This is a genomic window from Streptomyces sp. NPDC031210, assembly GCF_055570395.1.
This window is the reverse complement of sequence record NZ_JBVIHH010000012.1, coordinates 238,263-251,460: the sequence shown is the minus strand read 5'-3', so window position 1 is coordinate 251,460 and position 13,198 is coordinate 238,263. Positions and strand designations below refer to the sequence as shown.

Annotated in this window: 10 protein-coding genes; 2 read left to right on the top strand and 8 right to left on the bottom strand. The window is 72.0% G+C overall.

The window, feature by feature from the left end; all coding sequences use genetic code 11:
• Nucleotides 1–9: 9 nt before the first annotated feature.
• Both ACZ45Z_RS22915 and ACZ45Z_RS22910 read right to left on the bottom strand, forming a co-directional pair.
• Nucleotides 10–1,650 (bottom strand): AMP-binding protein, encoded by a 1,641-nt coding sequence (locus tag ACZ45Z_RS22915; protein ID WP_468365320.1) that lies wholly within the window; start codon nt 1,648–1,650, stop codon nt 10–12.
• On the bottom strand, nt 1,647–3,350 hold the full coding sequence (locus ACZ45Z_RS22910; RefSeq protein WP_468365318.1) for an AMP-binding protein: 1,704 nt from the start codon (nt 3,348–3,350) through the stop codon (nt 1,647–1,649). The genes ACZ45Z_RS22915 and ACZ45Z_RS22910 overlap by 4 nt, the downstream gene beginning before the upstream one ends.
• Before the next feature lie 96 nt (nt 3,351–3,446).
• Here ACZ45Z_RS22910 and ACZ45Z_RS22905 point away from each other — a divergent pair, with 96 nt between their 5' ends.
• Together ACZ45Z_RS22905 and ACZ45Z_RS22900 are read left to right on the top strand one after the other, a co-directional pair.
• On the top strand, nt 3,447–4,292 hold the full coding sequence (locus ACZ45Z_RS22905) for a LuxR C-terminal-related transcriptional regulator (RefSeq protein ID WP_468365315.1): 846 nt from the start codon (nt 3,447–3,449) through the stop codon (nt 4,290–4,292).
• Between the two features lie 54 nt (nt 4,293–4,346).
• On the top strand, nt 4,347–4,910 hold the full coding sequence (locus ACZ45Z_RS22900; RefSeq protein ID WP_468365312.1) for a GNAT family N-acetyltransferase: 564 nt from the start codon (nt 4,347–4,349) through the stop codon (nt 4,908–4,910).
• Between the two features lie 19 nt (nt 4,911–4,929).
• Here ACZ45Z_RS22900 and ACZ45Z_RS22895 read toward each other — a convergent pair whose 3' ends face one another.
• From ACZ45Z_RS22895 to ACZ45Z_RS22870, 6 genes are all read right to left on the bottom strand, one after another.
• Nucleotides 4,930–6,147 carry a winged helix DNA-binding domain-containing protein gene (locus tag ACZ45Z_RS22895; protein WP_468365310.1) on the bottom strand — a complete coding sequence of 406 codons (1,218 nt, stop codon included), beginning with the start codon at nt 6,145–6,147 and terminating at the stop codon, nt 4,930–4,932.
• Between the two features lie 141 nt (nt 6,148–6,288).
• Entirely contained in the window at nt 6,289–7,482 is a 1,194-nt protein-coding gene (locus ACZ45Z_RS22890) for an XdhC family protein (RefSeq protein ID WP_468365307.1), read from the bottom strand.
• Between the two features lie 40 nt (nt 7,483–7,522).
• Complete coding sequence (locus ACZ45Z_RS22885; RefSeq protein ID WP_468365305.1) at nt 7,523–8,980, bottom strand: NCS2 family permease; 1,458 nt, start codon at nt 8,978–8,980, stop codon at nt 7,523–7,525.
• 245 nt (nt 8,981–9,225) lie between these two features.
• Nucleotides 9,226–11,610, bottom strand: a complete 2,385-nt coding sequence (locus ACZ45Z_RS22880) for a xanthine dehydrogenase family protein molybdopterin-binding subunit (protein ID WP_468365302.1) — start codon at nt 11,608–11,610, stop codon at nt 9,226–9,228.
• 5 nt (nt 11,611–11,615) lie between these two features.
• Nucleotides 11,616–12,230, bottom strand: coding sequence for a (2Fe-2S)-binding protein (locus ACZ45Z_RS22875; RefSeq protein ID WP_468365299.1), 615 nt, complete (start codon nt 12,228–12,230; stop codon nt 11,616–11,618).
• The gene (locus tag ACZ45Z_RS22870) at nt 12,221–13,120 is read right to left on the bottom strand and encodes an FAD binding domain-containing protein (protein WP_468365296.1); all 900 of its coding nucleotides are present in this window, start codon (nt 13,118–13,120) and stop codon (nt 12,221–12,223) included. The genes ACZ45Z_RS22875 and ACZ45Z_RS22870 overlap by 10 nt, the downstream gene beginning before the upstream one ends.
• Between the last annotated feature and the right edge of the window lie 78 nt (nt 13,121–13,198).

The following is a 13,198-nucleotide window of genomic DNA, read 5'->3' as shown; positions in this document are numbered from 1 at the left end:
GCGGGAGGCTCACGACGCGACGCGCCCCAGTTCCCGCGCCAGCCGCTCGCGGAGTTCGACCTTGCGGACCTTGCCGCTGACGGTCATCGGGAAGGCGTCGAGGATGTCGAGGTGGCGCGGCACCTTGTAGTGGGCGAGCCGGGAGCGGCAGTAGCGCGCCAACTCGTCGCGGGTGAGGGGGTCCTGGGGGTCGCGGAGGATGACGCAGGCGGCGATCTCCTCGCCGTACTTCTCGTCCGGTACGCCGACCACCTGCACATCGGCGATCTTGGGGTGGGAGTACAGGAACTCCTCGATCTCGCGCGGGTACACGTTCTCGCCACCCCGGATGATCATGTCCTTGATGCGGCCGACGATCCGCACGTAGCCGTCGTCGTTCATCACGGCCAGGTCGCCGGTGTGCATCCAGCGGGCGGCGTCGATGACCTCCGCGGTGCGCTCGGGGTCCTGCCAGTAGCCGAGCATCACGCTGTACCCGCGGGTGCACAACTCCCCCGGCTCGCCGCGCGGCACGGTCACGCCCGTGGCCGGGTCGACGACCTTGACCTCGATGTGCGGCAGCACCCGGCCGACCGTCGCGGTGCGGTGTTCCAGGTCGTCGTCGCGGCGGGTCTGGGTGGAGACCGGCGAGGTCTCGGTCATGCCGTAGCAGATGGAGACCTCCGCCATGTGCATCTCGGCGATCACCCGCTTCATCACCTCCTCCGGGCAGGGCGAGCCGGCCATGATGCCGGTGCGCAGCGACGAGAGGTCGTAGGAGGCGAAGGCGGGGTGGTCGAGCTCGGCGATGAACATGGTGGGGACGCCGTAGAGCGAGGTGCAGCGCTCGTCCTGGACCGCCTTCAGGGTGCTCTCGGCGTCGAACGCGGGCGCCGGGATGACGATGCAGGCGCCGTGCGTGGTGGCACCGAGGTTGCCCATCACCATGCCGAAGCAGTGGTAGAAGGGGACGGGCAGGCACACCCGGTCGTGCTCGGTGTAGCCGACGGTCTCGCCCACCCAGTAGCCGTTGTTGAGGATGTTGTGGTGGGAGAGGGTGGCGCCCTTGGGGAACCCGGTGGTGCCGGAGGTGTACTGGATGTTGACCGGGTCGTCGGCCGTCAGGGCCGCTTCGCACGCGGCGAGCCGGGTCTGCGGCACGGCGGCGCCGGCGGCCAGCAGCCCGCCCCAGGTCGGGTCGCCGAGGTAGACGACGTCCCGCAGCGCGGTGCTCTCGGCCCGCACCTGCTCGATCATGCGGCGGTAGTCGCTGGTCTTGTGGCGGATGGCGGAGACCAGGACCTGCATGCCGGACTGCCGCAGGACGTAGGCCAGTTCGTGGACGCGGTAGGCGGGGTTGACGTTGACGAGGATGGCGCCGATCCGGGCGGTGGCGTACTGGACCAGTACCCATTCGGCGCAGTTGGGCGCCCAGATGCCGACCCGGTCGCCCTTGCCGACGCCCTTGGCGAGCAGGCCGAGGGCCACCTCGTCGACCGCGCGGCCCAGCTCGCGGTAGGTCCAGCGGCGGCCGCTCGCCACCTCCACCAGCGCCTCCCGGTCGCCGTACCGGGCGATGGCGCGGCTGAGGTCGGCGCCGATGGTGTGGCCGAGCAGGGGCCGTTCGGCGACCCCGCTGGCGTAGGACAGGTGTGTCCGGATCGCGCTCATCGGTGGTTTTCCTCCCAGTACTCTGCTCCGCCGTCGCCCTGCGCGGTGCGTTCGCGCAGTTCGATACGGCGGATCTTGCCGGAGACGGTCTTCGGCAGTTCGGCGAACTCCAGCCGCCGGACGCGCTTATAGGGGGCCAAGACGGCGCGCGAGTGGGCGAAGAGCAGCTTCGCGGTTTCCGGGCCGGGCTCCCAGCTTGCCGCCAGGACGATGTACGCCTTGGGCACGGCCAGCCGCAGCGGGTCGGGCGCCGGCACCACGGCGGCCTCGGCGACCGCCTCGTGCTCCAGCAGGGCGCTCTCCAGCTCGAACGGCGAGATCTTGTAGTCGGACGCCTTGAAGACGTCGTCGGCGCGGCCGATGTAGGTGATCCAGCCGTCCTTGTCGCGCGAGCCGATGTCTCCGGTGCGGTAGTAGCCGCCGGCCATGGCCTCGGCGGTGCGGGCCGGGTCGCCGTGGTAGCCGGTCATCAGGCCGACGGGCCGCGCCGAGAGGTCGAGGGCGATCTCGCCCTCATCGGCCGGGGCGCCGCTGACCGGGTCGAGCAGGACGACGTCGAAACCGGGCGTGGGCCGGCCCATGGAGCCCGGTTTGACCTGCTGGCCGGGGGTGTTGGCGACCTGTACGGCGGTCTCGGTCTGGCCGAAGCCGTCGCGGATCGTGACGCCCCACGCCTGCCGCACCCGCTCGATGATCTCCGGGTTGAGCGGTTCGCCGGCCGCGACGATCTCCCGGGGCGGATGCGCGAGCGCCCTCAGGTCGGCCTGGATGAGCATGCGCCACACGGTGGGCGGGGCGCAGAAGCTGGTGACCCGAGCCCGGTCCATCTCGGTCATCAGGCGGGCCGCGTCGAAGCGGGTGTAGTTGTGGAGGAAGACGGTCGCCTCGGCGTTCCAGGGCGCGAAGAGATTGGACCAGGCGTGCTTGGCCCAGCCGGGCGAGGAGATGTTCAGATGCACGTCGCCGGGCCGCAGACCCGTCCAGTACATCGTGGCCAAGTGGCCGATGGGGTAGGAGGAGTGGGTGTGCTCGACGAGTTTGGGGCGGGCTGTGGTGCCGGAGGTGAAATAGAGCATCAGGGGGTCGTCGGCGGCGGTCGGTCCGCCCGGTTCGAAGACGGCGGGGCTCTCCCGCGCGTCCTCGTACGCCAGCCAGCCGGGCGGCGCGCCGCCCACCGCGATGCGGGTGTAGCCGCCGGGCACCGCGTCGAACTTGCCGGTGTCCGCGGCGCGCACGATGACGTGCCGGGCGCGGCCGCGGTCGACGCGGTCGGCGAGGTCGGCGGGGCCCAGCAGCGGGGTGGCGGGGATGACGACGGCGCGCAGCTTCATCGCGGCCAGCGCGGTCTCCCACAGTTCGGCCTGGTTGCCGAGCATCACGATGACGCGGTCGCCGGCGCGCACCCCGTTGGCGGACAGCCAGTTGGCGACCTGGTCGGAGCGGCGCCGCATCTCCTCGAAGGTGCGGCGGGTCTCCGTGCCGTCCTCCTCGACGAGGTGCAGCGCGATGCGGTCGTTGCCGCGCGCGATGACGTCGAACCAGTCCAGCGCCCAGTTGAAGTGCGCCGGGCGGGGCCAGCGGAACGCGGCCCGGGCCGCGTCGTAGTCCTCGCGGTGGCGGAGCAGGAGATCCCGCGCCGCCCGGAACTCCCGCGTGGCGGCCGGTGCGCGGCCCGCCGTCCCGGTTTCCGTGTCCGTCATTCCTCGTCCTCCTCGTTGCCGCACCGCTACCTGCCATCGTGTAATCAGTGGCGCAGTTCTCACCACCCCCGAACGGGGGGAACCGGAGGTTTCGGCGTGCAGCTCGGCTCGGGGGCGGACGATCGCGTGGACGTACGGGCGGCACTGGCGCGGCTGCGGCGGGACAGCGGTCTGCCGGTGGCGTTCGGCGGCTTGCTGGCCGGTACGGGCCGCTACCGCATCCGTGAACTGTCCGGGACGCGGACGGGGGTGCTGCGCGGTCTGGACGTCCTCCAGGGCAACGGGCTCGGCGGCAAGGCGGTGGCGCTGTCCCGGCCGTTCGCGGTGACCGACTACAGCGTGTCCTCGGTGATCAGCCACGAGTACGACGCGGCGGTGGCCGCCGAGGGGCTGCGGTCGGTGCTGGCGGTGCCGGTGATCGTCCGGCGCCGGGTGCGCGGCGTTCTCTACGGGGCGCTGCGCCGCCCGGCGCGGCTCGGTGACCGGCCGCTGGCGGCGGCGATGGAGGCGGCACGCGAGCTGGAGCAGGAGCTGCTGCTCCAGGACGAGGCGGCGCGGTTGCTGTCGGTGGCCCGGCAGCCGACGGCGGCGGACCCGGCGATGTGGGAGGAGGTCCGCGAGGCGCACGGCGCTCTGCGGGCGCTGGCGCAGCGGGTGGCCGATCCCCTGCTGCGGCAGGAGCTTTTGGCGGCCTGCGGCCAACTGGCCAGGGCGTCCTCCGGCCGACCGCACGCCGGAGTGCCGGGCCCGGCCCTGGCGCCGCGGGAGGTGGATGTGCTGGCGTGTGTGGCGGTGGGCGCGACGAACGCGGAGACGGCCGAGCGGCTGGGGCTCCGCCCAGAGACGGTCAAGGGCTATCTCCGCGCCGCCATGCGCAAGTTGGGGGCGCGCACCCGCGGCCAGGCGGTGATCGCGGCGCGGCGGCGCGGGGTGCTGCCGTAGGGCCGGGCGTCAATCCGATTGCCGCGGTGTCCGCCGCCCGGCCATCATGCCCCCGTGATCGATGACCGCGCACTGTCCGAGAAGCCGGTGCTGCCGGGCCGCCGGATCCGGCTCGCGCCGCTGTCCGTGCGGCACGCGGCGGCCTTCCACGCCGCCTGCCTGGACCCGGAGACCCGCCGGCTGACCGGCACGCACCGGCACTTCACCCGCGCCGAGATCGAGGAGTGGTGCGCCGGTGCCGGCGCCCGCGCGGACCGCCTGGATCTGGCCATCGAGGACCGGGAGACCGGCGACTGTCTCGGCGAACTCGCGCTGAGCGGGATCGACCGGGACAACGCCCACGGGGTGTTCCGGATCGCCCTGGCCCCTGGGGCCACCGGCCGCGGCATCGGCGGCGAGGCGATCCGCCTGCTCCTGGACCACGCCTTCGACCGGGTCGGGCTGCACCGCGTGCAGTTGGAGGTGTTCGCCTTCAACGAGCGGGCCCGGCGCGCGTACGAGAAGTGCGGTTTCGAGGTCGAGGGCCGGATGCGCGAGGCGTTGCACTGGGACGGCGAGTGGCACGACGTGCTGGTGATGGCGGCGCTGAGCACGGGGCGCGGGGCGGCGGGGCGGTAGGCAGCCAGGACGCCGCTGGTCAACCCACCCGGTCCGCGCCCTTGCCGACCTTGCCGTAGCGGATGTCGTGCCGGGCGTCGGGGGCGGCCAGCCGCAGGACGCCGGCCGCCTCCTCCTCCAGCGCGCCCCGCTGACCGGGCGTCAGGTCGGTGAACGGCTCGAGGGTCAGCCGGGCGCCGTCCGCCGTGAGGTCGGGTCGCCACAGTCCGCGCACGGTGCCGTCGAGCAGGAAGACGCGGTGGGCGACGTTGCGATCCCAGGTGCGGCCCTGGTGGGCGGGGGCGATGATCCGGGTGCGGTCGGCGTGCGAGAGCGTGAGGTTGTCGTACTCCGGCAGGAAGCGGACGGGGGCCTCGGTGTCGGGGTCCGGCAGCGGCGCGTCGGGCAGGTCGAAGAGCTCCACGCCGTTCTCGTCCCGGAAGGTGCGCAAGCGCGGCCGCAGCGGGTCGACGATCTCGCGCAGCCGGGTCAGCCCGCACCAGGTCTGCATGTCCTTGACGGAGGCGGGTCCGAACGCCGCGAGATAGCGCAGCAGGACGGCGGCGAGGGCCTGTTGGGGGTCGCTGTCCGGTGCGTCGGGGCCGGGGGTGCCGGGGGTGGGAGCGCCCTGGGACGCGTCGGCGGGGGCGGCCGGGGAGGCGTCGGCGGCCGGCGCCTCCGCCAGCCAGGCTTCGAGGGTGGTGTGCGCGGCCTGCCCGCCGCGCCCCCACAGGCCCCGCGGGGTGACCTGCACCAGGGGCAGTAGCTGACGGGCGGCCATCGCCAGCGGCTGGGCGTCGCATCCGGGCCACTCCCGCTGGAGCCGGTCGCCCAGTTCCTTGAACGTCAGCGGCCGTTCCTCGACGAGCGCCCGGGCGGTCGCGGCGAGCCGCTCCAGGTCGACGCCGGTCAGCCGCTTGCCGCAACTGCCGCGCAGGGTCCGCTCGTGCACGGGGGCGGTGAGCGGCCGCAGCAACCGGGCGTCGCAGGCGCTCACCAGGTGGAGGGTCGAGCGCAGCGTCGAGAGGCGGACGGCCTGCCGGGTCTCCAGCAGCCCGGACAGCTCCTCGGGGCGGAAGCCGGCGAGCCGGGCGGCGAGGGCGTAGTACGGCGGCGAGGGCGACTGGGCCTGGAGACCGACCAGCCACCGGACGGCCTCCAGGGCGCTCATCGTGGCGCGCCGGAGCAGGAGTTGGCGGTGGAGGGTGGCGCGGCCGAGGGCGCGGGCGGTGAGGGTGGGGGCGGTGCGCTGCGTCATGGCGACGACGGTACGGCCCCTCGCGGACAGTCCGCGTCCTCAAGGAGCCGGGCGGGCGCACACGTCAGGGCGACGGCATGCCCTTCCCGCCCGGCCACCGTACGCACCGCCCGGCCACCGTACGCACCGTCCCGCCGCGGCTCACGCGACCGATCCGATGCGGCCCACCGAGCGGCCGGCGTCGTGGTGGATGGGGGTGTGCGCGCCGGTCAGCGGTACGCCGGTGCCGCCGCGCCGGTTGGCGACGATCTCGGCGGCGATGGACAGGGCGGTCTCTTCCGGGGTGCGGGCGCCGAGGTCGAGGCCGATGGGCGAGCGCAGCCGGTTGAGTTCGATCTCGGTGAGTCCCACGTCGCGCAGCCGCTGAAGGCGGTCGAGGTGGGTGCGGCGCGAGCCCATCGCGCCGACGTAGGCGACCGGGAGCTTGAGCGCGCGTTCCAGCAGCGGCACGTCGAACTTGGCGTCGTGGGTGAGCACGCACAGGACCGTGCGGGCGTCCAGTTCCTGGGAGTCGAGGTAGCGGTGCGGCCAGTCCACGACGATCTCGTCGGCGTCGGGGAAGCGCCGGGCGGTGGCGAAGACGGGGCGGGCGTCGCACACCGTGACGTGGTAGTTGAGGAATTTTCCGACCTTGACCAGGGCGGAGGCGAAGTCGATGGCGCCGAAGACGATCATCCGGGGCGCGGGGACGGAGGATTCGACGAGCACCAGGACCGGCTGCCCGCAGCGGGAGCCGCCCGCTCCGATCTCGAAGGTCGCGGTGCGCCCGGCGTCGAGGAGGGCGCGGGCCTCCGCGGCCGCCGTGCGGTCCAGGGCGGTGTGTCCGCCCAGGGTCCCGGTGTGGCTGCCGTCGGGGCGGACGAGCAGGGCGCGTCCGACGAGGTCGTCGGGGCCCTGGACGATCCGGGCGACCGCCGCCGCCTCTCCTTGGGCGGCGGCGGCCAGCCCGGCGGCGAGCGTGTCGGCAGTGCTGTCCACCGGTTCCCCCGCCGCGCCGCCGTCGCCGGCGGCCGCGGGGACGCTCGTCCGTACCGGGGTGACGAGGATGTCGATGATGCCGCCGCAGGTCAGACCCACGGCGAAGGCGTCCTCGTCGCTGTAGCCGAAGCGCTCCAGGACCGATTCACCGGTGCGCAGCGCCTCTTGGCACAGTTCGTAGACCGCCCCCTCCACGCACCCGCCGGAGACCGACCCGATCGCCGTGCCGTCGGTGTCGACGGCGAGGGCGGCTCCGGGCTGGCGGGGCGCGCTGCCGCTGGTGGCCACGACGGTGGCCACGGCGAAGTCGCGTCCCTGCTCGACCCACCGGTGCAACTCTTCGGCGATGTCCAGCATGTCGGTCTCCTTAGGAGTCGTGGAGCGGGCGGGCTGTTTCCTACTTGACGCCCAGCCACTGCTCGATCGGGTTGAGCGAGAAGTAGACGAGGAAGATGAGGCTCAGCACCCACATGAAGCCGCCGACCTCACGCCACTTGCCCTGCGCCGCCTTGATGGCGGTGTAGGCCAGGACGCCCGCGCCGACACCGGCGGTGATGTTGTACGTGAACGGCATCAGGGCGACGGTCAGGAAGACCGGGATGGACACCGAGCGGTCGCTCCAGTCGACGTGCTTGGCGGCGCTCATCATCATCGAGCCGATGACGACGAGGGCGGCCGCGGCGACCTGGGCCGGTACGAGCTGGGTGAGCGGGGTGAAGAACAGGCAGGCCGCGAAGAACAGGCCGGTGACCACCGACGACAGGCCGGTACGGGCGCCTTCGCCGACGCCGCTCGCCGACTCGATGAACACGGTCTGACCGGAGGAGCCGGTGACGCCGCCGATCGCACCGCCCGCGCCGTCCACGAACAGCGCCTTGGACAGGCCGGGCATGCGGCCCTTGTCGTCGGCCAGCTTGGCTTCGGTGCCGACGCCGATGATGGTGGCCATCGCGTCGAAGAAGCCGGCCAGCACCAGGGTGAAGACGATCATGCCGACGCCGAGGGCGCCGATCGATCCCCAGCCGCCGAACTCGACGTGTCCGAAGAGGCCGAAGTCGGGTGCGGAGACGGCGCTGCCGTGCAGCTCGGGGGGAACGCCGCCCCAGTCCTTGTCCGTCAGGCCGCCGATCTTGGTGACCGCGATGGACAGGACGGTGCCGACCACGATGCCGATGAGGATGGCGCCGGGCACCTTGCGGGCCTGGAGCATGAAGATCAGCAGGAGGGTGACGCAGAAGAACAGGACGGGCCAGCCGACGAGTTGTCCGGTGGCGCCGAGTTGGACGGGGCCGCCCTCGCCCTTGCCGACGAAGCCGGCCTTCACCAGGCCGAGCAGGGCGACGAACATGCCGATGCCCATGGTGATCGCGTGCTTGAGCGCCAGGGGAATGGCGTTCATGATCATTTCACGGAGGCCGGTGACCACCAGGAGCATGATGACGACGCCGTACATCACGCACATGCCCATGGCCTGCGGCCACGTCATGTTGGGGACGACCTGGCTGGTCAGGGCCGCCGAGACGTTCAGTCCGGCCGCCAGGGCGAGCGGGACCTTGCCGATGAAGCCCATCAGCAGGGTGCTGAGCGCCGCGGCGAACGCCGTCGCGGTGACCACGCCCGCGTGGGCGAGCGTGTTCTTCTCCACGTCCGGCGTCGAGAGGATCAGCGGGTTGAGCAGCAGGATGTAGCACATCGCCATGAAGGTGGTGATGCCGCCGCGGACCTCTCGCGAGATCGTCGATCCTCTGTCGGATATGTGGAAGTACCGGTCGAGCCAAGACCGGCCGGCGGGCTGACGCGAGCCTTCGGCCGCGTCTTCCGCCGAGGTCTTCGGCTGTATGGACTGCTGGGTCATGGTGCCTTACTCCCAAGGTTCAAAGGGGCACTCGCATCAGGTGCGAGATTTGGGACGAAACTTGGCTGCACGACCCGGGGGACGGCCCGAGACGAACTGTGGGTACTGCCACGGTGTGAGGCGAAGCAGCGACTGCGTGGTGCGGATACGAACTCCGGGCGGCACGCGGAGGAGGACGGACAGGGACACCCCTGACACGCACCGCCCGGAGGTTTCGGGTCCGGGGGTCACCCCCCGGAGTTTCTTCAGGTGCCGGTGAGGTGCTCGGGGCGTACCGGCGTCTTGTTGAGCTCCAGCCCGGTCGCGTTCCGGATCGCCGCGAGGACGGCCGGAGTGGACGACAGGGTCGGGGCCTCGCCGATGCCGCGGAGCCCGTAAGGAGCCGCTTCGTCGGCGAGTTCGAGCACATCGACCGGGATGGTCGGGGTGTCGAGGATCGTGGGGATGAGGTAGTCCGTGAAGGAGGGGTTGCGCACCTTCGCGGTCTTGGGGTCGACGATGATCTCCTCCATGACCGCCACGCCCAGGCCCTGGGTGGTGCCACCCTGGATCTGGCCGACGACGGACAGCGGGTTGAGCGCCTTGCCGACGTCCTGGGCGCAGGCCAGCTCGATGACCTTCACCAGGCCCAGCTCGGTGTCCACCTCCACCACCGCGCGGTGCGCGGCGAAGGAGTACTGGACGTGGCCGTTGCCCTGGCCGGTGCGCAGGTCGAACGCCTCGGTCGGCCGGTGCCGGAACTCCAGCTCCAGGTCGATCGCCTCGCCCTCCAGCACGTCCGCCAGGTCGGCGAGCACCTCGCCGCCGTCGGTGACGACCTTGCCGCCCTCCAGCAGCAGTTCGGCGGTGGCCCACGCGGGGTGGTAGGTGCCGAACTTGGCGCGGCCGATCTCCAGGACCTTCTCGCGCACCGCCTCGCAGGTGTTCTTCACCGCGCCGCCGGTCATGTACGTCTGGCGGGAGGCGGAGGTGGAGCCGGCCGAGCCGACCTGCGTGTCGGCGGGCTGGATGGTGACCTGCTGGACGCCCAGCTCCGTACGGGCGATCTGCGCGTGGACGGTGACACCGCCCTGGCCGACCTCCGCCATCGCGGTGTGCACGGTCGCGACCGGCTCGCCGCCGACGACCTCCATCCGCACCCGGGCGGTGGAGTAGTCGTCGAAGCCCTCGGAGAAGCCGACGTTCTTGATGCCGACGGCGTAGCCGATACCGCGGACGACGCCCTCACCGTGGGTGGTGTTGGACAGGCCGCCGGGCAGCGCGCGGACGTCGGCCTCGGAGCCGGCCGCCAGCCACTGCTGCTCCGGGGGGAGCGGCATGGCCTTGATGCGGCGCAGGAGTTCGGCGACCGGGGCCGGGGAGTCGACCGGCTGGCCGGTCGGCATGATCGTGCCCTGTTCCATGGCGTTGATCTGCCGGAACTCCACCGGGTCCAGGCCCAGCTTCTTGGCGAGCTTGTCCATCTGCGCCTCGTAGGCGAAGCACGCCTGGACCGCGCCGAAGCCGCGCATCGCGCCGCAGGGCGGGTTGTTGGAGTACAGCGCGATGGCCTCGATGTCGACGTCGTCGACGACGTACGGGCCGACGGCCAGCGAGGAGGCGTTGCCGACGACGGCCGGGGAGGCCGACGCGTAGGCGCCGCCGTCCAGCACGATGCGGCACTTGAGGTGCGTGAGCTTGCCGTCCTTGGTGGCGCCGTGCTCGTACCAGAGCTTCGCCGGGTGCCGGTGGACGTGTCCGAAGAAGGACTCGAACCGGTTGTAGACGATCTTGACGGGCTTGCCGGTGCGCAGCGCCAGGAGGCAGGCGTGGATCTGCATCGACAGGTCCTCGCGGCCGCCGAACGCGCCACCGACGCCGGAGAGCGTCATCCGCACCTTCTCCTCGGGCAGGCCGAGGACGGGCGCGATCTGGCGCAGGTCGGAGTGCAGCCACTGGGTGGCGACGTACAGGTCGACGCCGCCGTCCTCGCCGGGCACCGCCAGGCCGGACTCCGGGCCGAGGAACGCCTGGTCCTGCATGCCGAAGACGTACTCGCCGGAGACGATGACGTCGGCGCGCTTGGCGGCCTCGTCGGCGTCACCGCGGATGATCGGCTGGCGGTGGACGATGTTCGGGTGCGGTACGTGACCGGCGTGGTGGTCGTCGCGGCCCTCGTGGATCAGCGGCGCGCCCTCGGCGGTCGCGGAAGCCTCGTCGGTGACGAGCGGCAGCTCGACGTACTCGATCTTGATCTTGGCGGCCGCGCGGCGCGCGGTCTCCGGGTGGTCGGCGGCGACCAGGGCCACCGGCTCGCCGTGGTGGCGGACCTTGCCGTGCGCGAGAACCGGGGTGTCCTGGATCTCCAGGCCGTAGTTCTTCACGTCGGTGGGCAGGTCGTCGTAGGTCAGGACGGCGTAGACACCGGAGGTGGCGAGCGCCTCGGAGGTGTCGATCGACTTGATCTCGGCGTGCGCGACGGTGGAGCGGAGCGTGAAGCCCCACAGCATGTCCTCGTGCCACATGTCCGAGGAGTAGGCGAACTCGCCGGTCACCTTCAGGGTGCCGTCGGGCCGCAGCGTCGACTCGCCGATGCCGGCCTTGGTCTTGCCGCCCTGCGTGAGGTTGGTGGGTGTACGGGTGACGCCCATGGTGGTCAGGCCCCCTGTCCGGCGGTCTGTGAATCGCCGCGGGCGGCCGCCAGCCGTACCGCGTCGAGGATCTTCTCGTAGCCCGTGCAGCGGCACAGGTTTCCCGACAGCGCCTCGCGGATGTCGGCGTCCGACGGGGAGTCGTTGCGCTCCAGCAGTTCGTCGGCGGCGACGAGCAGGCCCGGGGTGCAGAAACCGCACTGGACCGCGCCGGCGTCGATGAACGCCTGCTGGATCGGGGAGAGCTCGACCTTCTCGCCGGTCTGGCTGTCGCCGGAGGTCGGCTCGGAGGGGCGTGCCTGCCACTGCTTGGCGGCGTCCAGCGGGGTGCCGCAGGCGCCCGACGCGCAGCCGCCGAGCTCGGCGCGCTGCTTGGCGAAGTCCGCCAGGCCCTCGACGGTCACGACGTCGCGGCCCTCGACCTGGCCGGCGGCGACGAGACACGAACAGACCGGCACGCCGTCCAGACGGACCGTGCAGGAGCCGCATTCGCCCTGCTCACAGGCGTTCTTCGAACCCGGCAGGCCCATCCGCTCGCGCAGGACGTACAGCAGGCTCTCGCCTTCCCAGACGTCGTCGGCCTCCTGCTGACGGCCGTTGACGGTGAAGTTCACGCGCACTGTGTGCCTCCCTTTGTGCCATGGGCGTTGCCGCGGTAGGACTCCCAGGTCCAGCCGAGGGTGCGGCGCGCCATGATGCCCACCGCGTGGCGGCGGTACTTGGCGCTGCCGCGGACGTCGTCGATCGGGTTGCAGGCGCCGGTGGCGAGCTGCGCGAACTGCTTGGCGACGGACGGCGGGATCGGGTTGCCCGACTCCCAGAAGCCGCCCTCCTCCAGCGCCGCGGCGAGGAAGTCCTCGGCGGCCCGGGCCCGTACGGGGGTCGGCGCGGCGGAGCCGATGCCGGTGCGTACGGTCCTGGTCTCGGGGTGCAGCGCGATACCGAAGGCGCAGACCGCGATGACCATGGCGTTGCGGGTGCCGACCTTGGAGAACTGCTGCGGGCCGTCCGCCTTGGGCAGGTGCACCGCGCGGATCAGCTCGTCGGCCTCCAGCGCGTTGCGCTTGACGCCCAGGTAGAAGTCGTCGATCGGGATCATGCGGACGCCACGGACCGACTCGACCTCCACCTCACCGCCCGAGGACAGCAGCGCGGGGTGCGCGTCGCCGGCCGGGGAGGCGGTGCCGAGGTTGCCGCCGACGCCGCCCCGGTTGCGGATCTGCGGGGAAGCCACGGTGTGCGAGGCCAGGGCGAGGCCCGGCAGCTCGGTCCGCAGGTTCTCCATGATGCTGGTGTAGGGGACGGAGGCGCCCAGTCGTACGGTCTTCTCGCCGACCTCCCACTCGCTCAGGTCACCGATGCGATTCAAGTCGAGCAGGTACTCGGGACGGCGGTGGTCGAAGTTGATCTCGACCATCACGTCCGTGCCGCCCGCGATGGGCACAGCGGTGGGGTGCTCGGCCTTAGCGGCGAGCGCCTCCTCCCAACTGGCGGGGCGAAGGAAGTCCATGGGTGGCCTCTTCTACGAAATCGATCGTTCGCTGCTCATGGTGAGGACCGTCGGTCCTCGTCGCCATCGAGCTGTTCA

Excerpts from the sequence above, each read along its gene's own strand:
- ACZ45Z_RS22915 (WP_468365320.1), bottom strand. The coding sequence starts at position 1,650 with ATGAGCGCGATCCGGACACACCTGTCCTACGCCAGCGGGGTCGCCGAA.
- ACZ45Z_RS22910 (WP_468365318.1), bottom strand. The coding sequence starts at position 3,350 with ATGACGGACACGGAAACCGGGACGGCGGGCCGCGCACCGGCCGCCACG.
- ACZ45Z_RS22895 (WP_468365310.1), bottom strand. The coding sequence starts at position 6,147 with ATGACGCAGCGCACCGCCCCCACCCTCACCGCCCGCGCCCTCGGCCGC.
- ACZ45Z_RS22890 (WP_468365307.1), bottom strand. The coding sequence starts at position 7,482 with ATGCTGGACATCGCCGAAGAGTTGCACCGGTGGGTCGAGCAGGGACGC.
- ACZ45Z_RS22885 (WP_468365305.1), bottom strand. The coding sequence starts at position 8,980 with ATGACCCAGCAGTCCATACAGCCGAAGACCTCGGCGGAAGACGCGGCC.
- ACZ45Z_RS22880 (WP_468365302.1), bottom strand. The coding sequence starts at position 11,610 with ATGGGCGTCACCCGTACACCCACCAACCTCACGCAGGGCGGCAAGACC.
- ACZ45Z_RS22870 (WP_468365296.1), bottom strand. The coding sequence starts at position 13,120 with ATGGACTTCCTTCGCCCCGCCAGTTGGGAGGAGGCGCTCGCCGCTAAG.